Below are 21,724 nucleotides of genomic sequence, written 5' to 3'. Positions count from 1 at the left end.
GTTCGAGACTGCTTAAAAATAGCGGTTAAAGAAGCCTTGCCTGCCTGGATGGTTAGCAAAAGGGGTCGGATTTGGGTTTCCGGAAGGTGAATCGCGGCATTGCTGTGCAGGCCTGGGACATTCCGGACGGGATGTCGAAACCCTTTCGAAAAGCCACAGGCAAGGCTAGACTGCAATGATTGCGGCAGCATAATTCCGAGTCGTGAGGCCCTTCCATGGTATCGACCTATCTCACCTTTGATCTTGTCAATCGCGACATGCAGAAGAGCCTGAAAAACATTGCCGGGCAGACGACGGTCGTCAACGATACGAAGTACTATCAGGACAATATCGGCAAGGTGAAAACCGTCGACGAGTTCCTCGGCAATTATCGCCTCTATTCCTATGCGATGCAGGCCCACGGCCTGGACGACATGATCTATGCCAAGGCGTTCATGAAGCAGGTGCTGGAAAGCGATCTCAGCGACGACAATAGCTTTGCAAACCGCCTGACCGACGACCGTTACAAGAATATCGCCGCAGCGTTCAATTTCGGCGTTTCCAACGGAGAGGGGGCAGCCGCCCAGTCCAACGGCCAGATGGACGAACTCTTCGATACCTACGACCAGACGATCGCAGCCCAGAACGATACGATCGAGGAAGATACCCGTTATTTCAAGGTCATGCTGGGCGAAACCGGCAATATTACCAATGTCGATCAGCTGCTGGCCAATCCGAGGCTCCGCGACTACCTGTTCACGGCCTATGGCATCGATACGAAATATTACAACTACAATGCCATCCGCGGCGTGCTGACCAGCGATCCGGCCGATCCGACCAGCTTTTACAACACCGCCTATGGCAACAATCTCGACCAGTACAATGCGGCGAAAACCGAGGATACGGAGCTTGCCGAGCGGCTGAGCCTCAGCACCGGCATTCCCACGCTGCAGGACTCGATCGCACTCGGCCAGCAGAAGAAAACCGATCTCGAAACCCAGATCGCCGCCAAGCAGGACGAGCTGAACAATGGCGGCCCGGCGACCCTCCAGGCCGAGATCGACGCCATGCAGGTGGAGCTGACCAATACGGTGCAGGCAATCCAAACGGACCAGGATAACCTCACCACATCGCAGACACGCTACACCGAGCTGGATGGCAGGCTGGTGCCGATCGCCCAGACGGACTCGCGGCGCGCCGAACTCGCGACCATCATCAGCGCTGGGGCGTCCGATGCGCCTTATCTCGCATTGATGAAATCGCTCGCCGAGGATTTCAGCTTCAACGCTGACGGCTCTGTGCCGGCAGGCGGCGCGGTCACTCCGGAAAAGCTGCTGGAGATTGTCGGAGGTTTCTTCAACAAGCAGACCCGGATTACGCATGGCGAGGCGATGTTCAATCAGGAGCTCTTCGAGCAGAAGCTCAAGACGGCTACCAACGTCAGCGATTTCATCAATGATCCCCGGCTTCTCAAATATATCAAGGTCGCCTTCAATCTCGACAAGGTCACGGTCGTCAAGTCCACGATCGAACAGATATTGACGAGCGATCTCTCCGACCCCGATAGCTATGCGAACCGCTTTGGCGTTACTAATCCGGAATATCTGGATCTGGCGAAGGCCTTCAACTTTGCCACCGACGGTACCGTCGCCGCCGGCCAGGCCCAGGACGAATTACAGACCAGTACCACCCGCAGCGACTATATGAGCCGCTGGGACGACAAACAGGAAGCGGATCTCGACAAGACCATCAAGTTCTACAAGCTCGACCTTTCGGAAGTGAGGACGCTGGACGACTTTCTGAGCGCGGATGCCGACAAATCCTACGATTTTGCTCTTCAAGCGGTTGGCCTCGACCCCGCCACCGTTTCGAAGCTGACGATCAAGAGTGCCTTGAAAAGCGACCTTTCCGACCCGAACAGCTATATCTACAAGCTGAAGGACGAACGTTTCGTCTCGCTTGCCAAGCTCTTCAACTTCGACCCCAAGGGGGCAGTCACCCGCCAGGTGCTGCTCCAGTCCAATGCGGCAATCACCAACGTTGCCAAGGATTATATCCTGCGCAAAAGCCGGTTCATGGAAGGCGATGAACTCAAAGCGGCTAGGGCGAAAGCCCAGACGGAGGCCAAATATTATACCGACGCAATGCAGCGCATCGGCAGCCGCGACGAACTGCTCGCCGATCGCAAGACGCTCGACATCCTGCTGATATCGAAGGGGATCGACCCTTCCAAGGTCACCAACGATTTCCTGAAGAAGGCCTTCAATTCGGATCCCGCCGACCCCAAGAGCTTCGTGAATACCCAGACGGACAAGCGGTTCGCGCAGCTCGTCGGTACCTTCAATTTCGACTCCAAGGGCGAGATCGACCGAAGCTCGGCAGGCGAGGCCCAGAACGGCGGCGAAGTCGTCGCGACCCAGGACCTTTACGTCCGCCAGCTTCTGGAAAACCAGCAGGGCGAGGAAAATCCGGGCGTCCGCCTGGCGCTTTATTTCGAGCGCATGTCGGACAGCATCACCGACCCATACGTGATCCTCGGCGACGAGGCACTGAAGGAGTTCTTCCGCGTCACTTTCAGCCTGCCCGCGGAAATCGCCAACATGGACGTCGACCAGCAGGCCAAGATCGTCAAGAACAAGCTCAACCTCGAAGATCTGAGCGATCCGGAGAAGGTCAAGAAACTGGTCCAGCGCTTCACGATCATGTACGACCTGGAAAACGGCCAGAATACGGCATCGGCAGTGAGCATTCTAAGCAGCGACGGCAGTTCGGTCGGCATCAGCTCGGACACCCTATGGGCATTGTCCCAGATCCGGATGGGCTGAGGGCGGGCGGTTATCAGGCGTCGGTGGTCTTTGCCGTCGTCTCGAAGTGCGGATCTGCATTCGATTCGAGCCAGTCGAGGTCGGCGCGCATCGCGTCGCGGCTCGCTTTCTCCATCCGCCGGTAGCGCGACAGCAGTTCCTGGCCGAATTCCGTCAGACCCGCACCACCGCCGCTTTTGCCGCCATGGCGGGTGAAGATCGACGGCTCCTTGAACATCCGGTTGATCTCGTCGCCGAGCAGCCATGCCCGCCGGTAGGACATGCCGATCGAGGCGCCCGCCGCCCGGATCGAGCCGTGTTCGGCAATCAATTCCAGAAGCTGCGCCTTGCCCGGACCGAGCCGTACGCCGTTGTCGAGGTCGATTCGTATAGTGGTCTTCGAAGACCGGCTCATGGAATCGTCACCACCTTGCCGGGGTTCATGATGCCGGCCGGATCGAACGCCTGCTTGATGCGCCGCATCAGGTCCATCTCGATCGGCGAGCGGATATGGGCGAGCTCGTCGCGCTTCAACTGGCCGATGCCGTGTTCGGCTGAGATCGACCCACCGGCGGCGAGCACGATGCTGTGGACGATCGCGTTGATCTCCCGCCAGCGGCCGATGAACACCGCCTTGTCGCCCGCCATGTCGGCGCTAATGGGCTGCGAGATGTTGTAATGGATATTGCCGTCGCCGAGATGGCCGAAGGCGCAGACCCGCGCACCCGGCATGGCCGCCAGCACCGCCTGTTCTGCCTCCGCCATGAAGGTCGGGATTTTCGAGACCGGCACCGACACGTCATGCTTGATCGAGCCGCCTTCGGGTTTCTGCGCATCCGACATGCTTTCGCGCATGTGCCAGAGCGCCTTCTGCTGCGCGACGGAGGAGGCGATCACGGCGTCGCGGATGAGGCCTGCCTCGAAACCCTGTTCGAGCAGCGATTGCACCATGGAGCTGGCCGTCTCGGCGGAATCGGAGGTCGAGATGTCGATCAGCGCGTACCACGGATGCGGCTCGGAGAGCGGATCGCGCACGCCCTCTATATGCCGGGTGACGAACTCGATGCCGATGCGCGGCATCAGCTCGAAACCGGTCAGCGCCGTGCCGCAGAGGTTCGAGGCCCGCTCGAAGAGTTTTAACGCGTCTGCCGGCGAATTGAGGCCGGCAAGTGCGACCTGGTGCCCGACCGGCTGAGGAAAGAGCTTCAGCACTGCGCCGGTAATGATGCCGAGCGTGCCTTCCGCGCCGATGAACAGGTCGCGCAGATCGTAGCCGGTATTGTCCTTCTTGAGCCGGCGCAGGCCGTCCCAGATCTCGCCGGTCGGCAGCACCACTTCGAGCCCGAGGCAGAGTTGGCGGGTATTGCCATAGGCGAGCACGGCAGTACCGCCGGCATTGGTGGAGAGGTTGCCGCCGATGCGGCAGGAGCCCTCCGAACCGAGCGACAGGGGAAACAGCCGGTCGACGGCTTCCGCCGCCTTCTGCACGTCGGCAAGGATGGCGCCGCCGTCGGCGACCAGCACGTTGGCGACCGGATCGACGTCACGGATGCGGTTCATGCGTTCGAGCGAGACGATCAGGTCGCTGCCGCCGGTGCGCGGCGTCTGGCCTCCGACAAGGCCGGTATTGCCGGTTTGCGGCACGATCGGCGTGCCGGTCTCGCTTGCAAGCTTCAGGATCGCGGACACTTCCTCGACCGAGCCCGGTTTCAGCAGCATCGGCGAGGAACCCTTGTAGAGCCCGCGGCCCTCGACCAGATGCGGCGCAAGATCATTGGCATCGCGCAGCACGTGATTTTCGCCGACGATCGCGGCGAAGCGGTCGAGAAGTTCTGGTTTCGGCCCGGAAATATCCATCAGCGTCTCCTCCTCTTTTGCCCCGGCTTATTCCCGCGGGGCAGCCGCCCTCGCCAGCCGGTCGTTGATCGCTTCGCCGAGCCCGTGGTCGGGAATGGGCGTGACGGCGATACTGGCGGCGCCGGTGGCGTCGGCGCGCTTCAGGTAATCGAACAGGTTTGCCGCCGCCTGCGCAAGATCGCCGGACGGGCTGAGGTCAAAAACCGCTGCGGCGAGTTCCATTCCCTTCACGGGAGCAGAACCGAGCCGGATCAATGCCTCGCCGGTCTCGACATGGTCGGCATTGAGCCTGACCGCCGCTCCCGGCGCATAGTGGGAAGCGAGCATGCCGGGAGCTTCGATGATCGCCGCCGGGCCTTCCGGTCTGATCACGGCAAGTCCGGTCGCCCGTTCGATCTCTTCCACGGCCACCCCGCCCGGCCGCAGCAGCCGGATCACGCCATCCTCGACACGAACGATGGTCGATTCCACACCGATCGGAGCCGCACCGCCGTCGATGATCAAAGCCAGCTTGTCGCCCAGGTCGTCGGCCACATGGGCGGCGCTGGTTGGGCTCACCTTGCCGGACGTGTTGGCGCTCGGCGCCGCAAGCGGCTTGCCGAAGGCGCGGATCAGATCGGAAGCGAAGCCCTTGGGAAGCCGGATGCCGACCGTATCGAGCCCGGCCGTCGCCAGCGCGTGGATGCCGCTTTCGGGCTTCAGGGGCAGGATCAGGGTGAGGGGTCCCGGCCAGAAGGCTTGGCCAAGCTTTCGCGAAATCGGATCGAAGTCGGCATAACGCTCGGCCATGGCTAGATCCGACATGTGGCAGATCAGCGGATTGAAGCGCGGCCGCCCCTTGGTCTCGTAGATGCGGGTGATGGCGGCGGGATTGGTGGCATCGGCCGCAAGCCCGTAGACCGTCTCGGTCGGGATTGCGACGGGCAAGCCGTCCGCAAGCACGGCGCATGCCTGGGCGAGCGCGCCGTCATGGTCCCGGGTGATGTCGATGATTTGAGCCGTCATATCCGCCCGTCAATAACGCGGACCCGGGCGTCTTCATAGCTTTTTGATGATCTCGCGGAGCATTTCGTTGGAGGTGCCGAGCATCAGCACGTTCTTGATCGCTTCCATCGGATCGTTGGTCCGGAACAGAAGGCCGTTCTTGCGGATCGAGCGGTTGATCTGCAGCGGCTGGCCGGCCTCTCGTTCGACAGCAACGGCGAAATACATGCGCGAATAGGCCGTGCTGATACGCTCGAAGAACGTTTCCTCCCCGCCCATCTCCGAGACGAAATTGGCAATGTAGAAGGACCAGCTGACCGGCACGCCGTGGGCAAGTTGCGTTTTTGCCGCCGTGACATGGCAATAGCCGAGATGTGGCCGCTCATCGAGCGTGTGGTGAAAGATGATCTTCGGAAACTTGATCGAGCGATGGAAGGAGTTGATCCGGTTGTGGCTTGTCTCGCCGGCCGCCTCCAGCCTTTTGCCCGTGCGCTCTGCGACCTCGTCATGGGTGAGATAACGGCGCTCTTCCGGCAGCCAGATCGGATTGTAGCGGGCGATGCGCCCCGTCCGAAGGAATTCGGAATGGGCAGCGGTCTTCACTGCCACCGGCGCCGGAGGCTTTGGTGGAGGAGCTTTATAGTAACGGATTTTCCCCTTGGCCTGCACGGTGGCATCGCTCCCATTCGAGCCGGGATTTTATGGCTTATCCCTTAATGACAGGTTTCGCTTTCGCGGGGCTGGAGTGTTGCATTCCGGGCCGTTTCGCCGCTGTCGCCAACGCGGTTGCCGATGTCGCAATGTCGCCTATGCGACACGCCCGCTCGATGGTTATATCCGCCTCGATCTTGAGGTGCCGCCTGTCTAGGGAAGGCGGAGAATTGGGAAGCCGGCAGGGGTCTTCGAAACCTTGATCCGGCGCTGCCCCCGCAACGGTGGTGGAGCAAGAAAGCTTGGTACAGGCCACTGGGAAAGAGCCGAAAAGGCCGCCCGGGAAGGCGCCGAGCCCGTCCCGCAACGGACAGCTCCTGAGCCCGGAAACCAGCCTCGGGACAAAAGATGACGACCGGACGCGGCGGGCGTTCGGGACAGGGTTTGAGGCGGGCCTGGGGTCGGCCGGCATTTCCATGTCCTTCCGCTGTCCATATTGACGAGGAAGGTAAGTATATGGAAATTCGCAATCAGGCCCTGCGGCAGCTCAAGAACCGCCGCGAGGGGTTCAGCCTCGAACAGCCCTTCTATACCGATCCCGCCTATTTCAAGCTCGATCTGGAAATGATCTGGTACCGCGACTGGCTGTTCGTCGGGCATGATTGCGAGCTGCCCAAGGCCGGCGCCTATTTCACCCTGCAGATCGGCGATTATCCGGTCGTTATCGTGCGCGGCCGCGACAACCAGATCAGGGCGCTGCACAATACCTGCCGCCATCGCGGCAGCCGCGTCTGCACCAAGGAACATGGCTCGGCGGTGCGGCTCGTTTGTCCCTACCATCAGTGGACCTACGAGCTGGACGGCTCGCTTCTGGTCGGTCGCCAGATGGGCCAGGACTTCGACAAGACCCAATTCAGCATGAAGAAGGTCCATTGCGAGAGCGTCGCCGGCTTTATCTTCATCTGTCTTGCCAACGAGGCGCCGGATTTCGCGCCGGTTCGCGCCGCCATCGAGCCTTATATGGCCCCGCACCGCCTGTCGGAAGCCAAGGTCGCGCACCAGTCGACGATCATCGAAAAGGGCAACTGGAAGCTCGTCTGGGAAAACAACCGCGAGTGTTACCACTGCGCCGCCAACCACCCGGAACTCTGCCGCACCTATCCGGAATCGCCGACCGCGACCGGTGTCCAGGGCGCCAAGGACGATCCGGTCATCGCCGCCCATTGGCAGCGCTGTGAGACGGCCGGGTTGCCGAGCGAGTTCCGGATGGACGAGACCGGCCAGTTCCGCGTCGCGCGCATGCCGCTGATCGAGGATGCCGAGAGCTATACGATGAGCGGCCGCAACGCCGTACAGCGCAAACTCTCCGACGACGTGACGATCAATTCGATCGGCACCATGCTGCTGTTCCACTATCCAAGCAGCTGGAACCACATTCTCGGTGACCACGCGATCTCGTTCCGCGTCACCCCGCTCGGGCCGGAAGAAACGGCGGTTACCACCAAATGGCTGGTCCACAAGGACGCGGTCGAGGGCGTCGACTACAATCTCGAAGAACTGACCCATGTCTGGAACATGACCAACGACCAGGACCGTCAGATCGTGGAGGAAAACGCTTTCGGCATCCGCTCGCCCGCCTACGAGCCCGGTCCTTACTCGCCACTCCACGAAGGCGGCGTCATGCAGTTCGTCGAATGGTACTCGAACTTCATGGTCAATCGGCTGCAGGGCGACCAGGCGAAACTTTCGATCGTCGCCTGATCGCCAATTCGTGATCGGCGTTGATCGGCACGGGGCGTGGCTCCAGGAACGGAATCCCGCGTGTGGCGTTGTTTTCTGATTGAAAATCAGAATGAGGAAGCACCCCGCATGAACGCCTTTCGCCTACGCCTGACCGCAGCGGCAGTCGCGGTGGTCACGACATTTGCTGGCCTTGTACCCGCGCAGGCTGTCCAAATGCCGGCTCCGCCATCCGGCATTTCGGCCGCCAGCGATGTCACCAATGTCCAGTACCGTCGCGACTTCCGGCGTGACCGATACGGTTGGTATCGCGGCCATCGCGGTTACCGCGACCGCCGCCCCGGTTATCGTTATCACAACGGTTTCTGGTTCCCGCTGGCCGCCTTCGGTGCCGGTGCCATTATCGGCGGCGCTATCCAGGCGGATCGGGGTTATGGCAGCCGCCACGTCGCCTGGTGTGAAAGCCGTTATCGCAGCTATCGGGCCTGGGACGATACCTATGCACCGCGCGCCGGCGTGCGGGCACGCTGCATCTCGCCTTACAGGTAAGCAGTATTGGCCATCCCAAGGCAAGCCCGGTTGCACACATGCCGCGACCGGGCTTGCATCGTCGCGGCCCGCGTTAATCACGCGTTCAGGATGAACTTCCCAAGGGTTGCAACGAAATAGAATTCCGCTGCATATTGAAATAACTGGCTGGCAAAATAGAACATGGACAAGGGATCTGGGGGCTTAACATGACGCTTTTCAAGAAGATTGCGGCTGCGGGCATCTCCGCTGCCGTTCTCGCCGGCTCGCTGATGCCGGCTCAGGCGATGCCGGTGCCGACCGCTCCGGCCGGGATCGCAACGAACGCCAATACCGACGTGACCCTCGTGCAATACGGTCGCCACGGCGGCGGCTGGTATGGCGGGCATCGCGGTTATCGCGACTACCGGCCGGGCTATCGACGCCATAACGGCTATTGGTTCCCGCTGGCCGCCTTCGGTGCCGGTGCGCTGATCGGCGGTGCCATTGCCTCCCAGCCGCGTTACGTCGAGCCGGCGCCGGTCTATCGCGGCGGGGACGACATCAATCCGCGCCACTACGAATGGTGCGCCGAGCGTTATCGCTCCTACGACGCCTATTCGAACTCGTTCCAACCGAACTACGGCCCGCGTCAGACCTGCTATTCGCCCTATTTCTAAGAGCGGCCGATAGGCAAAGTTCAACCCGTCCGACATCAAGCCGGGCGGGGTTTTCGGTTTGTCCGCGGTCAAAGAATGCCGGTGCGTTTCAACAGCCACCAGGCGGCAAGCACTGAAATAACGATCAGGCCGAAGGCATAGGCCGTCCCCGAGCCATTCCCCTCGAAGGGCAGCGACGCAGTGTTCATGCCGAAAAAGCCGGTGACCAAGGTCGGCGGCAGCAGGAAGGCGGTCATCAGCGACAGGATGTAGAGGTGCCTGTTGGTCTCGGAGGAGAGTTTCGAGTCGATTTCCTCATGCAGCAGCCGGGCGCGCTCCTGCAGCGCGTAGACGTCGTGATCGGCCGCCTCCAGCCTGCCGATCAGCCGCGAAGCGGCGTCGTCGAAACCGGGCGGCATCTCGTCATCGTCGGTCGCCGCCGCGCGCCTGAGCAGCGTCAGCACGGTTCTCAAGTGCCGGTGCAGCCTGACCACCGTCCGCCGGATCGGCGCGAGGCGCCGCCGCTCGTCGCGCGGCGTGTTGTCGTAAACGAAGTCCTCGATGATGTTCATTTCCTCGGTCAGCTCCATCACCAGCGCGATCAGCGTGCGCTGGAATTCGGCGACCAATGTCTCGAACACGTCGATCGGCTTCTTGTAACGCGAGGCGTTCTTTTCGATCGCCGCCCGCACCCGGTCGATCGATCTCAGGGGCTGCAGGCGGGTGGTGATGATCACCCTGTCGGAGACGAAAAAATGCAGCCAGCCGATATCGCGGGTCTCGCTGTCGAACTCGCGCTGGAAATCGACCAGTGTGCCATAGACCAGCTGCTCGTCGAGCGTCACCGCCGCGTGCGTGTCGTGGGTGGTGAGTGCGGCGATGGCCGGTGGCGTCAGGCCCGGGAAGTTCTCCAGGAAGGCGTTGACCCGACTGTCGACGAGGTTGAGATGCAGCCACAGAAAACCGTCGCCGACATCGAGATCGCTGCGCGCCGCATCGAGCGGCAACCTGGTGCAGGGCGCCGCTCCCGGATGGAAGTGATAGGCCCAGACGAGGCCGGGGATAGCGGGGTTCATGAGGGACATGGCCGAGGAATCCGAAAGCATAGGCATCACTCCATAGACCTCTTGTGTAACGCCTGTTTCAACAACGTTCTCTAAAAATTCCTTGAACGCTCCAGCGCCGTTTGTTACATGTAACAAATCAAGGAGTATTTCATATGGCCAGTTCCGTGAATGAGCGTGTCAGAAAACGTCGTGAAAATCTCCGGGCGTCCGGGTTGCGTCCAGTGCAAATTTGGGTTCCCGATACGCGGCGCCCTGGTTTTGCAGAGGAATGCCATCGGCAGTCGCGTTTGGTCGCGGCGGCGGATGCAGCAGATCCCGATCTTATGAAATTTCTGGATGATGCCCTGGCTGATCTCGGGGAGCAATGATGCGCAGGGGCGATCTTGTGACGGTTGCTCTGGCTGGTGATTTCGGAAAACCGCGCCCCGCCCTTGTGATCCAATCCGACCTTTTCGACACCGACACGCTAACGGTTCTGCTGCTGTCCAGTACCATTGTTAATACGCCGCTCATCCGCATCATGGTCCAGCCCACGCCCAGGAACGCGCTCAACAGCCCCTCCCAGATCATGATCGACAAGGCGATGACCCTCAAGCGGGAAAAGATAGGGAGGGTTTTCGGCTCGATCGAAGATGACATTCTCGTAGCCGTGAATCGGTCGCTTGCCGTGTTCTTTGGCTTGGCCTGAACATTGACAACCGCATTTACGTTTACGTAAAAAGCAAAGTGAGGATGGTGGCTGAGTAGAATCGGCCAGTTAAGGCGGTCACAACCGCGCCCACGAGGAGGAGCATCATGTACAAAGCACCGGTCGAGGAGATCGCCTTCACCCTGAACCACGTGGCCGGTCTCGCGGACGCCCTGGAGATCGGCAGGTTCGGTGACCTGAGTGCCGATCTGGTCGAGGCGATCCTGGAGGAAGCGGGGCGGTTTGCGGGTAACGAGATGGCGCCGCTCGGCGAGATCGGCGACAAACAAGGCGCCCGCCTCACCGATGGCAAGGTGAAGACGCCCGACGGCTGGCCGGAACTCTATCGTCATTGGCGGGAAGGCGGCTGGAACGGCCTGACCGCGCCGGAAGCCTATGGCGGCCAAAACCTGCCGCATATGCTGAACGTCGCAGCGCTCGAAATGTGGAATTCCGCCTCCATGGCCTTCGCGCTCGCCCCGACGCTGACCATGGGAGCAATCGAGGCGCTGGTGGCGCACGGCAGCGATGCGCTGAAGGAAAAGTATCTGGCCAAATTGGTCTCCGGCGAATGGACCGGCACCATGAACCTCACCGAGCCGCATGCCGGCTCCGACCTCGGCGTCCTGAAGACCCGCGCCGAGCGCAGCGACGACGGCAACTATCGCATTTTCGGCCAGAAGATCTTCATCACCTGGGGCGAACACGACGCTGCCGACAACATCATCCATCTGGTATTGGCACGGCTTCCCGACGCGCCTGCCGGCACCCGCGGCATCTCGCTTTTCCTGGTGCCGAAATTTCTCGTGGGCGACGACGGATCGCTGGAGGCGCGCAACGACGTCTTCTGCCATTCGATCGAACACAAGCTCGGCATCCACGGCTCGCCGACCTGCACGATGATCTACGGCGACGGCAAGTTCACGCCCGGAAACGAGGAGGACAAGGGCGCGATCGGCTGGCTGATCGGCGAGGAGAACAAGGGCCTCGCCTGCATGTTCACGATGATGAACAATGCCCGCCTGGCGGTCGGCATGCAGGGCGTGGCGATCGCCGAAGCCGCCACTCAGAAGGCCGTCGCCTTTGCCAGGGAACGCACTCAGGGCAAGGCGCCCGGCTGGTCGGGGGAGGGCATGAGCCCGATCATCGATCATCCGGACATCGCCCGCACGCTGATCACCATGAAGGCACTGACCCAAGGCGCTCGCGCCATCTGCTACGCCTGCGCCCACGCGACCGACATGTCGCATCACACCGAGGGCGACGAGGCCCGCCACTGGACCGAACGGGCCGCACTTCTGACACCGATCGCCAAATCCTTCGCGACCGACGCCGGTGTCGACGTCGCCTCGCTCGGTATCCAGGTGCATGGCGGCATGGGCTTCATCGAGGAGACGGGCGCTGCCCGTTACCTGCGCGACGCCCGTATCGCGCCAATCTACGAGGGCACCAACGGCATCCAGGCGATCGACCTCGTGACCCGCAAGCTGCCGCTTTCCTCCGGCGATCAGGTGCGCGGCTTCATCGGTGAGCTGAAGGAGATTGCCGATAGGATTTCAGCCTCCAACGATACGGCGTTCGGCGAAACCGGTGACCGCCTGCGCGCCGCCATCGCCGCACTCGAAACCGCCACCGGCTGGCTCCTCGACACCCAGGCGGCCGGCAAGACCGCCGAGGCGCTCGCCGGTGCGACGCCCTATCAGCGCCTGTTCGGCCTGGTGCTGACCGGCTGTTATCTTGCCAAGGGCGCGCTCGTCGCTGTCGATAACGGCGGCCCGGAAAAGCGCGTCGCGCTCTGCCGCTTCATGGCCGAAAACCTGCTGGCCGAAACCTCGGCCCTGAAGGACCGCGTCGTCTCAGGCGCCGCGAGCCTTCAAGCCGCGCGCGCTATCCTCGCCTGAAGGAGATCTCCGTGAGCGGCAACCATATCCTCGTCGAGCGCCCCGAGGCCCAGCCGGGCGTCATGGTGATCCGCTTCAATCGGCCGGAAAAGAAGAACGCCATCACCTCGGCCATGTACAACCGCATGACCGCTGCGCTCGAAGAGGCGAACAGGGACGACGCCGTTCGCGCCGTCGCCTTCCTCGGCACCGATGGCTGCTTCTCCGCCGGCAATGACATGGGGGATTTTCTTACCTACGCCATGTCCGGATCGAAGGAGGCGCCTGCCGCTTCCATATTCATCAAGGCACTGGCGCTTGCCGAAAAACCGCTGGTGTCGGGCGTCGATGGCCTGGCGATCGGCATCGGAACCACTTTGAACATGCATTGCGACCTGACGGTCGCCTCCGCCCGCAGCCTATTCAAGACGCCCTTCGTCGACCTGGCGTTGGTGCCGGAGGCAGCCTCCAGCCTGCTCGCGCCCAAAGCCATCGGCCATCAGCGCGCCTTTGCCATGCTGGTGGCGGGCGAGGGGTTTTCCGCGCAGGCCGCGCTCGATGCCGGGCTGATCTGGAAGATCGTGGAGCCGCTAGCGGTCGAAACCGAGACGCTGGCGCTTGCCGCAAGCCTTGCAAGCAAACCGCCGCAGGCCCTGAAGATCGCCCGTGACCTGGTGCGCGGACCGCGCGAGGCGGTGCTTGCGCGTATCGACGAGGAACTGGTGCATTTCTCCGCACAGCTTAAAAGCGCCGAGGCGCACGCCGCCTTCGAGGCCTTCATGCGGCGTTAACAGTGTCGCACGGGAAATTTCTGTTCCCGTCTTCTTTTGACGCAACTTCAGCGCTAGATTGCCTCCAATCGATCGGGAGGGAATAATGATGCATCGTACTTCTGCGGGCTTGCTCGTACTGCTTATCGGAATAGCGCCGGCGCAGGCCGAGACGCTGGCGTTCCCTTCGCAGAGCCAGCCGCTGCAGCTCGCCCAGAGCCCTTCCGTCACCATCGGCCCGAATGGCCTCATCATCCGCCGTGACGACGACCGCGATCGTGACAGGGACCGCGACAGGGACAGAGATCGCGACCGTGACCGCGATAGAAATCGTCCCCGTCCGCAACGTTATGTCTGCGTCGTCTCTCCGCCGCCGAGCATGGACCGCCGCCGCCCCTATGTCTGCAATGCCGATCCCGGCCGCGTCGGCAGCCGCTGCCGCTGCTCCGGCGTGGTTGGCACCGGTACGCTGGATCTGGATCGGTAGGAAGCCAGGCGGTCCGCCCGCCCGAGCTTATTTCTGCAGCAGCGCCACCGCTTCCACATGCGGCGACCAGAGAAACTGGTCGATCGGCGTGACCGTCTTGATCTGGTATCCGGCATCGACGAGGATCCGAAGGTCGCGGGCAAGCGTCAGCGGGTTGCAGCTCACCGCTACGACCGTCTTCACGGTCGAGCGGGCAAGCTCCTTCATCTGGACTTCGGCACCGGCGCGCGGCGGATCGAAGACGACGGCGTCGTAGTTTTTCAGTTCCGAAACCATCATCGGTCGGCGGTAGAGATCGCGCTTCTCAACCGACACCGGCTTCAGCCCCTGAGTATTGCGGGCCGCAAGGTCGAGCGCCCTGACCGATTTCTCGTCGCCTTCGACTGCATGCACCTTGGCGATGCGGGCAAGCCGGAGCGAGAAGGTACCGGAGCCGGCAAACAGGTCGATAATCCGCTTGGCCTTGCCGACATGCGAGAGCACCAGTTCGGCCATCGCGTCTTCCGCCGGTTTCGTCGCCTGGGTAAAGGCGCCGGGCGGCGGGGAGACCTTGACGCCGCCGAAATCCACCAGCGGCTTCTGCAATTCGATAATGATTTCGCCATTGACCGAAACCCGCGCGATGCTTTTCAGCGCCAGCACCGTCTCGGTGACTGTGCGCCGCTGCTTGTCGTCGAGCGGCTTCAGTCCTTCTGCGGCAAGATCGAGGCCGGCAAGCGTTTCGAGAACGGCGATACGGAATGTCTCCGAACCGGTCGCCAGTGCCTTGCCCACCGCGCGGATCGCCTCGAGCCGGGCAACGATGCCGGGCGAGGCGATCGGACATTCGACGATCGAGACGATGTGGTTCGTCTCGGCGCGGTTGAAGCCGAGCAGCAATTCCTTCTCGGTCTTGCGGGCGGAAAACACCACCCGCCGACGCTCGCCGGGATGCGCGATGATCAGTTCGCCCACTTCAGGCGTGAGGCCCTTGGATTTCAGCGCCTCGACCACGAGGTTGCGCTTGAAGGCATGGTAAGGCGCGTCGGCCAGATGCTGCAGCGAGCAGCCGCCGCAGGCGTCGCTGTCCGGTCCGAAGTGACGGCAGGGCGGCGTGACCCGATCCGGCGACGGATTGGAGGTCGACATGACCGTGCCGTGGTCGCCGTTGCGGGCGATCGCCAGCGTTTCGCCCGGAAGAGCGTAGGGCACATAGACCGGGCCGTCTTCGCCATTGGCGATGCCGTGGCCCTGGGCGCCGAGCCGGCTGATCGTGACGGTGACCGTGCTCATGAAGGTTCACCGGGCTTCCTGCCTGCGAGCAGGTATTCCTGGTTGCCGTCGCCGCCGGCGATCGGGGAGGAGATGAGCCCGAGGCTCGACCAGCCCATCTCTTCGACCAGCCAGCGTTCGAGTTCGGCCGCGACCTGGGGCGCCGTCTCCGGCTCCTTCAGCAGCCCGGCCTTGCTGATCGCATCGCGGCCCGCCTCGAATTGCGGCTTGACCAGCAGCACGCAATGCGCGCCGGGCTCGGCAAGATCCAGGGCCGGCGCCAGCGCCAGCTTCAGCGAGATGAACGAGACGTCGGAGACGATGAAGGTGATCTCGCGGTCGTCGTAATCCTCGGCGGTCAGATATCGGGCGTTGAGGCCCTCGATATTGGTGACCCGCGGCTCGGCGAGCAGCCGCGGATGCATCTGTCCGTGGCCGACGTCGATCGAGGTCACATGCTCTGCGCCGCGCATGATCAGCACTTCGGTAAAGCCGCCGGTCGAGGCGCCGATATCGAGACAGTCATGGCCGGCCGGATCGAGCTTGAAGTGATCGAGCGCCGCGACGAGCTTCAACGCGGCGCGGGAGACGTAATCCTGCGCCGGGTCGTCGATCGTGAGTTTCGCGTCGAGCGGGAAGGTGAGGCTCGGTTTGGTGACGACGCGGCCGTTGACGGTGACGGTGCCGCGGGCGATCGCGTCGCGCGCGCGAGCTCTGCTCGCCACGAGATTGAGCGAGACGAGAAGCTGGTCGAGGCGTTGGTTTTCAGGGCTTGAGGACATGGTCGCAGTCAATGCCTGCCTATCGGCCGGCTTGCAAGGGCCTTGCTTCATGAAAACCCGCGCCGGGTTCAATCAAATTTTAATCATGTTGGGATTCTCTCGCCGCCGGAGGAGATGCCCAATGCTGTTTCACCCGAGAGCGGAAGCCCCCGATGTCGCTTAAAAACCTATCCCTGAACAAGAAGCTGATCATCACCTTCGCGGCGTTGATGTCGGTCTGTCTGCTGGCGTCCGCCGGCGTTTATTGGCAGGCCTTGAAATCGAGCCGCTCGTCTGCGCAGCAGGTCGTTTCCCAGACGATCATGATGAATGTGGACGCGGCGCTCGAAGCGATGCTGGAACAGGCCGTCAATCAGCGCGGCTTCCTGCTCTTCAAGAGCGACAGCACCTATGCCGACGTCTTCAACAACCGCGAAAAGATGATCGCTGCGATCGACGCCGCCAAGAAGGCGGCCGCCGGCGTGCCGGATATGGTCGCTTCGCTTGATGCGATGCGTGCCGCAGCCGATGTGTTCCACACCCAGCTTACCGTTCCGCAGCTCGACGCCCGCAAGAACACCGGCAAGCCGATCGAGGAAGTCATCGAGATCGGCCGCAACCAGTCGAAGGGCCAGCTCGACGTGTTCCGCGAGGCTGCCGCCAAGATCAAGAAGCAGGCTTTCGACCTGTCGACCACCATGGTCAGCGCCCAGACCCAGGCCCATACCGATCTGCTGCTGACACTCCTCATCGGCGGCGGTATTGCCGGCCTGATCGCGGTCGCCCTCGTGCTTGCCCTGTCGCGTGCCATCGTCCAACCGATCGTCGGCATGACGGAGGCCATGACCAGCCTTGCCGGCGGCAATCATGATATCGGAATTCCGGCTCTCGAACGCGGCGACGAAGTCGGCCGGATGGCCAAGGCCGTCACGGTCTTCAAGGATGCGGCGATCGAAAAGCAGCGTCTGGCCCGCGACGCGGATGTCCTGCGCGACACCCGCGAGCGCGAACGCCTCGACAACGACGCCCAGAAGGCCCGCGAAGCCGCCAATATCGAGTTTGCGATCGACGCGCTGGCCACCGGGCTTGCAAGCCTTGCCGATGGCGATGTCGCCTACCGCATCGAAAAGCCGTTCTCCGGCAATCTCGACCGGCTGCGCGCCGACTTCAACCAGGCGCTCGGACGGCTGCAGGCCGCCCTCCAGGCGGTCGGCGAGAATGCTTCTGCGATCAGCTCCGGCGCCGGTGAAATCCGCTCTGCGGCCGACGATCTCGGTCGTCGCACAGAACAGCAGGCCGCAGCCGTCGAAGAGACAGCCGCCGCCCTTGAACAGGTGACGACGACGGTGAAGGAATCTGCTCGCCGAGCTGAAGACGTCGGCCAGCGCGTCGAGCGCACCCGCATCGGCGCCGAAAAATCGGGCGAAGTGGTTCGCCGGGCTGTCTCCGCCATGGAGCAAATCTCGAAGTCCTCGGGCGAGATCGGCAACATCATCAGCGTCATCGACGACATCGCCTTCCAGACCAACCTTCTGGCGCTCAATGCAGGCGTCGAGGCGGCTCGCGCCGGCGAGGCGGGCAAGGGCTTTGCGGTCGTCGCACAGGAAGTCCGCGAGCTCGCTCAGCGTTCCGCCAATGCGGCAAAGGAGATCAAGGCGCTGATCACCACCTCCAGCCAGCAGGTGGATGCGGGCGTCGCGCTGGTCGGCGAGACCGGCCAGGCGCTGGAAGCGATCGTCGGCGAAGTGCAGCAGATCAACCAGCACCTCTCCGCCATCGTCATCTCCACACGCGAACAGTCGACAGGCCTCCAGGAGATCAACACGTCGGTCAACGCAATGGACCAGGGCACGCAGCAGAACGCCGCCATGGTCGAAGAGCAGAACGCGGCAAGCCACAAGCTCGCCCAGGAAGCCCAGGCGCTCGATGCCCTGCTGAGGCAGTTCAACTTCGGGGGCACGCCATCGGTTCGGACTTCGCGTCCGGTCGCGGCCCCGTCGGCAGCCCGTCCGGTGGCATCGCCGGCAAATGCCCTGCGTTCCACCGTCGCCCGCGCCTTTTCCGGCAAGGCGGCGAGCGCTGCCGCCGTGAAGGAAGAGTGGTCGGAGTTCTGATCCGTCCATACGGTTTGATTGAGAAGGCAGGCCAGAGACCATCCGGCCTGCCTTCTCTGTTTCAGCATTTGCGTCTATCTTCCGGCGGCCGAAAACCGGCGAGGAAATGGGAGGGACGGATATGCGATGCACCTTGCTGATCGGCGGACTTTTGTTCGTCGCGAACCCGGCACTCGCCAACGATTCCATGGCGGAACTGAAGACGGGCGGGCTGATCTACGTCCAGACCTCCGACGTCACCATGGCCGAGGAGCAGCTCTACATTTCCCGCGAGGAAGTGCTGGTCGATTACGTCTTCAAGAACGCCAGCGACAAGGATGTCGAAAGCGTCATTGCCTTCCCGATGCCGGACATCACCGGCAGCATGGACAGCGATATCGCGCTCGAGAACACCGACAGCGACAATTTCCTCGGTTTCTCGGTCGTGCAGGACAGCCGGCAGATCAAGCCGGAGCTGCAGCAAAGGGTGCTGGCCGCCGGCATCGACCGCACAGACGAACTCGTGGCGCGCAACATTCCGCTTCTGCCCTATAGCGACAGGACGCTTGCCGCACTCAAGGCCCTGCCCGAAGACGTGAAGGCCGCCTGGATCGCCGAGGGGCTGGTGTTCGTCAACCGCTACGACGCCGGCAAGGGCTGGCAGGAGGACCTGACGCCGGCCTGGACGCTGCGCTCGGTCTATTGGTGGAAGACGAAGTTTCCGGCCGGCAAACCCGTCCGTGTCAGCCATCGCTATAAGCCGAGCGTCGGCGGCACTGTCGCCATGACCTTCATCGATCAGGGTAAGCCGGCGACGAATTACAAGGATTATGCCGACCGCTACTGCATCGACGCCGCATTCATGAAGACCGCGGCAAAACTCGAAGCTGCGGCCGGAAAAGGCGGCCCGAACTATACCGAGCAATGGGTGTCCTACATCCTCACTACCGGCGCCAACTGGGGCGGTTCGATCGGTAAGTTAAAGCTGACGATCGACAAGGGGAAGGAGAAGGAGAAGGATTACGTCAGCTTCTGCGGCAACGGCGTGAAGAAGATCGGCCCCACGACTTTCGAGATGACGGCGGACGATTTCTATCCGGACAAGGATCTTAATATCCTGTTCCTGACGGCCGCCGATCAGTGACGGTGGCGGCAAAGATCCGAATTCAGTAATATTGAATGAAAGTGATCGCGCTGGCGCTTGCCGGCCGGATCGGAAAGCACGATGTTTCCGATCGTAAGTTAGCCCAAGAGTTCCGGGAACATCCCATGCCGCGTCGCCCTGCCGATGGTTATGATCCCATCGCGATCGTTCTGCACTGGCTGATCGCGTTGTTGATCCTCGGCCTGTTGGTGCTCGGCTTCGTCATGACCCTCCAATCGATCGATCCAGCCCTGCAGTTCTCGCTTTTCCAGTGGCACAAGTCCTTCGGCATGCTGGCGCTGCTTCTGGCGGCCGTGAGGCTCGTCCATTCGCTGACGGTCGTGCGGGTGAAACCCCTCAAAGGTCTGAGCGCCCTGGAACATCGCTCGGCAGACGCGATGCACTATCTGCTGATGACTTTGGCGGTGGTGGTGCCGGTGGCCGGCTGGATGATCGCCTCCGTATCACCGCTCGAAATTCCGACCTTCGCGTTCAACCTCGTCGTCATTCCGCATCTTCCGGTGCCGAAGTCGGATGCCGCCGAGGCCTGGTGGACGACCGTCCATGCGGTTCTCGCCTATTCGATGCTGGCCCTCGTTCTCCTGCATTCGGTCGCTGCACTCTACCACCACTATGTCAGGCATGATGAGGTGCTCACCCGCATGCTCGGCAGCCGGCACCGCACCGCAAAAACATCCATCGAGGAGCCGGGACCATGACCCGCAAGACAACCGTCATCGCAGCCATGCTGCTCGCCATGTCGCTTCCCGGAGCCGGCTTCTCGGTCGTGAACGTTCCGAGCCTCACCGAGGCGGCGGGGCGTTATGCCATCACCTCCGGTTCCCGCATCGCGTTTGCCGTGGATCAGGTCGGCGGCGGCGGCATCAAGGGCAAGTTCGGTAAGTTTTCAGGCACGTTCAACCTGAAAGCCGGCGATCTTACGCATTCCATGGTCAATTTCGATCTGAAGCCGGAAAGCGTCAGCACCGGCCAGGACCGCATCGATGCCTTCCTGCGTTCCGGCGCTGTGTTCGATTCCGGTCATTTCGAGACGATCTCGTTCCGCTCGGAACGCGTCGAGCAGACCGGCCCGGACAGCGCCCGCATCACCGGCACGCTGACCGCCAAGGGGCATAGCTCGTCCGAAGTCTTCGATGTGAAGCTGACCTCCTGGAGCGGACGGAAGATAGGTTTCAACGTCAGCGGCAAGATCTTCCGCTCCCGCTACGCCATGGACGTCGGCACGCCGATCTATTCCAATGTCGTGCAGTTCGACATGGTGATCGAAGGCGAGCGGAACTAGGAACCGTCCCTTCGATGGGATGCGTTACTTCATTCGACGTAGGAGGATACTGCTTCGGAGCCTCCGTGCGGGGTGCGGTCGAGGCGTGGAAAGGCACTTCCAAATGAAGTATTTGATTTCAAAGCCGTAATTGAGGGGTGGGATCTGGTTTCGAATTTATCTAACGACTAACGCTTTCGAAGTATGAGCTTTTGTCATACTTGCGCCATCTAAAAATTATGACACTCTGGCCAAAGTATAATTTGGGGGAGTGTAATGGCGCAGTTAGTATATCCCATTGATGCGGATACTCTTCTGGCAGATGTTGATGCCGCTCGCTCGATGGCCAAGAACTATGCCGGGGCTTACCAATCGGCTTCGCCCTATCCGCATATCTGCATCGACAATTTCCTGCCCGAGCAGGTTCTGGAGAACGTCCTGACCGACCTCCGGAACCGTCCGGAAAAGGAGACGACTTTTGCGAGGGCGCAGGAGAACAAGAAGGTCTCCTACGTGCCGGAACGGCTTCCGACCTACACCAAGAACCTGTTTTATGCGCTGAATTCGCGCCCCTTCATTCTGTTTCTGGAGGAGATGACTGGGATCGAAGGATTGATCCCCGACCCATTCTTTTTCGGCGCCGGCGTTCATGAGACCGCCAATGGCGGGCATCTCGATATCCATGCCGACTTCAACCTCCATTCCAAGATGAAGGTCGAGCGCCGGCTCAACACGCTGATCTATCTCAACAAGGACTGGCGGGAAGAGTGGGGCGGCTCGTTCGAGATCTGGGACAAGGAGATGAAGGGCAAGGTGCACAGCTTCACTCCCCTGTTCAATCGCATGGTCACCTTCTCGACCACATCGGATTCCTTCCACGGCAACCCCTCGGTCGTGAACCATCCGGAAGACAAATCGAGAGATTCGATCGCGCTCTATTATTACACGGCAACGTGGGACGATTCCCGCAAGTCGCATTCGACGCTCTTCAAGCCGCGGCCGAATTCCACCGACAAGAAGGATTACGCCGAAATACGCCGCGACGTGCTGCGGGATTTCACACCACCGATGCTCTATCGCAAGATCATCGGGCCGCTGAGCCGCCTCGGTTTCTAATCCG

General features: G+C 61.8%; 21 protein-coding genes and 1 riboswitch. Of the genes, 14 read left to right on the top strand and 7 right to left on the bottom strand.

The window, feature by feature from the left end; all coding sequences use genetic code 11:
• Positions 1-215 precede the first annotated feature (215 nt).
• The gene (locus tag MOV63_RS14715) at positions 216-2,804 is read left to right on the top strand and encodes a DUF1217 domain-containing protein (RefSeq protein WP_247034467.1); all 2,589 of its coding nucleotides are present in this window, start codon (positions 216-218) and stop codon (positions 2,802-2,804) included.
• Positions 2,805-2,817: 13 nt separating this feature from the next.
• On the opposite strand, the gene MOV63_RS14710 is transcribed toward MOV63_RS14715, so the two are convergent.
• The 4 genes from MOV63_RS14710 to MOV63_RS14695 are packed head-to-tail and all read right to left on the bottom strand — an operon-like array spanning position 2,818 to position 6,233.
• Positions 2,818-3,198 carry a winged helix-turn-helix domain-containing protein gene (locus tag MOV63_RS14710; RefSeq protein WP_247034465.1) on the bottom strand — a complete coding sequence of 127 codons (381 nt, stop codon included), beginning with the start codon at positions 3,196-3,198 and terminating at the stop codon, positions 2,818-2,820.
• On the bottom strand, positions 3,195-4,640 hold the full coding sequence (locus MOV63_RS14705; RefSeq protein WP_247034464.1) for an FAD-binding oxidoreductase: 1,446 nt from the start codon (positions 4,638-4,640) through the stop codon (positions 3,195-3,197). Before MOV63_RS14705 ends, MOV63_RS14710 begins: the two co-directional genes overlap by 4 nt.
• 27 nt (positions 4,641-4,667) lie before the next feature.
• A complete protein-coding gene (locus tag MOV63_RS14700) occupies positions 4,668-5,645 on the bottom strand; it encodes an L-threonylcarbamoyladenylate synthase (RefSeq protein WP_247034462.1) in 978 nt (325 codons plus the stop codon).
• Between the two features lie 33 nt (positions 5,646-5,678).
• Positions 5,679-6,233 carry a DUF6656 family protein gene (locus MOV63_RS14695; protein WP_244447473.1) on the bottom strand — a complete coding sequence of 185 codons (555 nt, stop codon included), beginning with the start codon at positions 6,231-6,233 and terminating at the stop codon, positions 5,679-5,681.
• Between the two features lie 225 nt (positions 6,234-6,458).
• A riboswitch (cobalamin riboswitch) is annotated at positions 6,459-6,689 on the top strand.
• Positions 6,690-6,791: 102 nt separating this feature from the next.
• On the opposite strand from MOV63_RS14695, the gene MOV63_RS14690 reads away from it, so the two are divergent.
• The 3 genes from MOV63_RS14690 to MOV63_RS14680 all read left to right on the top strand — a co-directional run bounded on the left by MOV63_RS14690 (position 6,792) and on the right by MOV63_RS14680 (position 9,202).
• On the top strand, positions 6,792-8,036 hold the full coding sequence (locus tag MOV63_RS14690; protein WP_038540470.1) for an aromatic ring-hydroxylating dioxygenase subunit alpha: 1,245 nt from the start codon (positions 6,792-6,794) through the stop codon (positions 8,034-8,036).
• A 108-nt stretch (positions 8,037-8,144) separates the two neighbouring features.
• Positions 8,145-8,564 carry a BA14K family protein gene (locus tag MOV63_RS14685; RefSeq protein ID WP_038540473.1) on the top strand — a complete coding sequence of 140 codons (420 nt, stop codon included), beginning with the start codon at positions 8,145-8,147 and terminating at the stop codon, positions 8,562-8,564.
• A 188-nt stretch (positions 8,565-8,752) separates the two neighbouring features.
• The gene (locus MOV63_RS14680) at positions 8,753-9,202 is read left to right on the top strand and encodes a BA14K family protein (protein ID WP_038540477.1); all 450 of its coding nucleotides are present in this window, start codon (positions 8,753-8,755) and stop codon (positions 9,200-9,202) included.
• A 68-nt stretch (positions 9,203-9,270) separates the two neighbouring features.
• Here MOV63_RS14680 and MOV63_RS14675 read toward each other — a convergent pair whose 3' ends face one another.
• Entirely contained in the window at positions 9,271-10,266 is a 996-nt protein-coding gene (locus MOV63_RS14675) for a transporter (RefSeq protein WP_038548798.1), read from the bottom strand.
• Positions 10,267-10,400: 134 nt separating this feature from the next.
• Between MOV63_RS14675 and MOV63_RS14670 the strand changes: the two genes are divergently transcribed.
• From MOV63_RS14670 to MOV63_RS14650, 5 genes are all read left to right on the top strand, one after another.
• On the top strand, positions 10,401-10,616 hold the full coding sequence (locus tag MOV63_RS14670) for an antitoxin MazE family protein (RefSeq protein WP_080719117.1): 216 nt from the start codon (positions 10,401-10,403) through the stop codon (positions 10,614-10,616).
• Positions 10,616-10,936, top strand: a complete 321-nt coding sequence (locus MOV63_RS14665) for a type II toxin-antitoxin system PemK/MazF family toxin (protein WP_038548801.1) — start codon at positions 10,616-10,618, stop codon at positions 10,934-10,936. The genes MOV63_RS14670 and MOV63_RS14665 overlap by 1 nt, the downstream gene beginning before the upstream one ends.
• Before the next feature lie 107 nt (positions 10,937-11,043).
• Positions 11,044-12,837 carry an acyl-CoA dehydrogenase gene (locus MOV63_RS14660; RefSeq protein WP_247034460.1) on the top strand — a complete coding sequence of 598 codons (1,794 nt, stop codon included), beginning with the start codon at positions 11,044-11,046 and terminating at the stop codon, positions 12,835-12,837.
• 11 nt (positions 12,838-12,848) lie between these two features.
• Positions 12,849-13,607 (top strand): crotonase/enoyl-CoA hydratase family protein, encoded by a 759-nt coding sequence (locus tag MOV63_RS14655; RefSeq protein ID WP_293407851.1) that lies wholly within the window; start codon positions 12,849-12,851, stop codon positions 13,605-13,607.
• A gap of 85 nt (positions 13,608-13,692) precedes the next feature.
• Positions 13,693-14,073 carry a hypothetical protein gene (locus tag MOV63_RS14650; protein WP_247034459.1) on the top strand — a complete coding sequence of 127 codons (381 nt, stop codon included), beginning with the start codon at positions 13,693-13,695 and terminating at the stop codon, positions 14,071-14,073.
• A 27-nt stretch (positions 14,074-14,100) separates the two neighbouring features.
• Here MOV63_RS14650 and MOV63_RS14645 read toward each other — a convergent pair whose 3' ends face one another.
• Both MOV63_RS14645 and MOV63_RS14640 read right to left on the bottom strand, forming a co-directional pair.
• Positions 14,101-15,345: a class I SAM-dependent RNA methyltransferase gene (locus tag MOV63_RS14645; protein ID WP_247034456.1), complete on the bottom strand. Its 1,245-nt coding sequence runs from the start codon at positions 15,343-15,345 to the stop codon at positions 14,101-14,103.
• Positions 15,342-16,106: a TlyA family RNA methyltransferase gene (locus MOV63_RS14640; protein WP_247034454.1), complete on the bottom strand. Its 765-nt coding sequence runs from the start codon at positions 16,104-16,106 to the stop codon at positions 15,342-15,344. The genes MOV63_RS14645 and MOV63_RS14640 overlap by 4 nt, the downstream gene beginning before the upstream one ends.
• A gap of 152 nt (positions 16,107-16,258) precedes the next feature.
• Between MOV63_RS14640 and MOV63_RS14635 the strand changes: the two genes are divergently transcribed.
• The 5 genes from MOV63_RS14635 (at position 16,259) to MOV63_RS14615 (ending at position 21,720) form a co-directional block, all read left to right on the top strand.
• Positions 16,259-18,199: a methyl-accepting chemotaxis protein gene (locus tag MOV63_RS14635; protein ID WP_247034452.1), complete on the top strand. Its 1,941-nt coding sequence runs from the start codon at positions 16,259-16,261 to the stop codon at positions 18,197-18,199.
• Positions 18,200-18,320: 121 nt separating this feature from the next.
• Positions 18,321-19,322, top strand: a complete 1,002-nt coding sequence (locus MOV63_RS14630; RefSeq protein ID WP_247034451.1) for a DUF4424 domain-containing protein — start codon at positions 18,321-18,323, stop codon at positions 19,320-19,322.
• A gap of 125 nt (positions 19,323-19,447) precedes the next feature.
• Positions 19,448-20,041 carry a cytochrome b gene (locus MOV63_RS14625; protein WP_247034449.1) on the top strand — a complete coding sequence of 198 codons (594 nt, stop codon included), beginning with the start codon at positions 19,448-19,450 and terminating at the stop codon, positions 20,039-20,041.
• Positions 20,038-20,625 (top strand): YceI family protein, encoded by a 588-nt coding sequence (locus MOV63_RS14620; RefSeq protein WP_247034447.1) that lies wholly within the window; start codon positions 20,038-20,040, stop codon positions 20,623-20,625. Before MOV63_RS14625 ends, MOV63_RS14620 begins: the two co-directional genes overlap by 4 nt.
• A 255-nt stretch (positions 20,626-20,880) precedes the next feature.
• On the top strand, positions 20,881-21,720 hold the full coding sequence (locus MOV63_RS14615) for a 2OG-Fe(II) oxygenase (protein WP_038540502.1): 840 nt from the start codon (positions 20,881-20,883) through the stop codon (positions 21,718-21,720).
• Positions 21,721-21,724 lie beyond the last annotated feature (4 nt).

It is taken from the genome of Neorhizobium sp. SHOUNA12A (assembly GCF_023006505.1).
Classification (GTDB): Bacteria; Pseudomonadota; Alphaproteobacteria; order Rhizobiales; family Rhizobiaceae; genus Neorhizobium.
This window is presented reverse-complemented; position numbering and strand designations above follow the sequence as displayed.

Excerpts from the sequence above, each read along its gene's own strand:
- MOV63_RS14715 (WP_247034467.1), top strand. The coding sequence starts at position 216 with ATGGTATCGACCTATCTCACCTTTGATCTTGTCAATCGCGACATGCAG.
- MOV63_RS14710 (WP_247034465.1), bottom strand. The coding sequence starts at position 3,198 with ATGAGCCGGTCTTCGAAGACCACTATACGAATCGACCTCGACAACGGC.
- MOV63_RS14705 (WP_247034464.1), bottom strand. The coding sequence starts at position 4,640 with ATGGATATTTCCGGGCCGAAACCAGAACTTCTCGACCGCTTCGCCGCG.
- MOV63_RS14700 (WP_247034462.1), bottom strand. The coding sequence starts at position 5,645 with ATGACGGCTCAAATCATCGACATCACCCGGGACCATGACGGCGCGCTC.
- MOV63_RS14690 (WP_038540470.1), top strand. The coding sequence starts at position 6,792 with ATGGAAATTCGCAATCAGGCCCTGCGGCAGCTCAAGAACCGCCGCGAG.
- MOV63_RS14685 (WP_038540473.1), top strand. The coding sequence starts at position 8,145 with ATGAACGCCTTTCGCCTACGCCTGACCGCAGCGGCAGTCGCGGTGGTC.
- MOV63_RS14680 (WP_038540477.1), top strand. The coding sequence starts at position 8,753 with ATGACGCTTTTCAAGAAGATTGCGGCTGCGGGCATCTCCGCTGCCGTT.
- MOV63_RS14675 (WP_038548798.1), bottom strand. The coding sequence starts at position 10,266 with ATGTCCCTCATGAACCCCGCTATCCCCGGCCTCGTCTGGGCCTATCAC.
- MOV63_RS14670 (WP_080719117.1), top strand. The coding sequence starts at position 10,401 with ATGGCCAGTTCCGTGAATGAGCGTGTCAGAAAACGTCGTGAAAATCTC.
- MOV63_RS14665 (WP_038548801.1), top strand. The coding sequence starts at position 10,616 with ATGCGCAGGGGCGATCTTGTGACGGTTGCTCTGGCTGGTGATTTCGGA.
- MOV63_RS14660 (WP_247034460.1), top strand. The coding sequence starts at position 11,044 with ATGTACAAAGCACCGGTCGAGGAGATCGCCTTCACCCTGAACCACGTG.
- MOV63_RS14650 (WP_247034459.1), top strand. The coding sequence starts at position 13,693 with ATGATGCATCGTACTTCTGCGGGCTTGCTCGTACTGCTTATCGGAATA.
- MOV63_RS14645 (WP_247034456.1), bottom strand. The coding sequence starts at position 15,345 with ATGAGCACGGTCACCGTCACGATCAGCCGGCTCGGCGCCCAGGGCCAC.
- MOV63_RS14640 (WP_247034454.1), bottom strand. The coding sequence starts at position 16,106 with ATGTCCTCAAGCCCTGAAAACCAACGCCTCGACCAGCTTCTCGTCTCG.
- MOV63_RS14635 (WP_247034452.1), top strand. The coding sequence starts at position 16,259 with ATGTCGCTTAAAAACCTATCCCTGAACAAGAAGCTGATCATCACCTTC.
- MOV63_RS14630 (WP_247034451.1), top strand. The coding sequence starts at position 18,321 with ATGCGATGCACCTTGCTGATCGGCGGACTTTTGTTCGTCGCGAACCCG.
- MOV63_RS14625 (WP_247034449.1), top strand. The coding sequence starts at position 19,448 with ATGCCGCGTCGCCCTGCCGATGGTTATGATCCCATCGCGATCGTTCTG.
- MOV63_RS14620 (WP_247034447.1), top strand. The coding sequence starts at position 20,038 with ATGACCCGCAAGACAACCGTCATCGCAGCCATGCTGCTCGCCATGTCG.
- MOV63_RS14615 (WP_038540502.1), top strand. The coding sequence starts at position 20,881 with ATGGCGCAGTTAGTATATCCCATTGATGCGGATACTCTTCTGGCAGAT.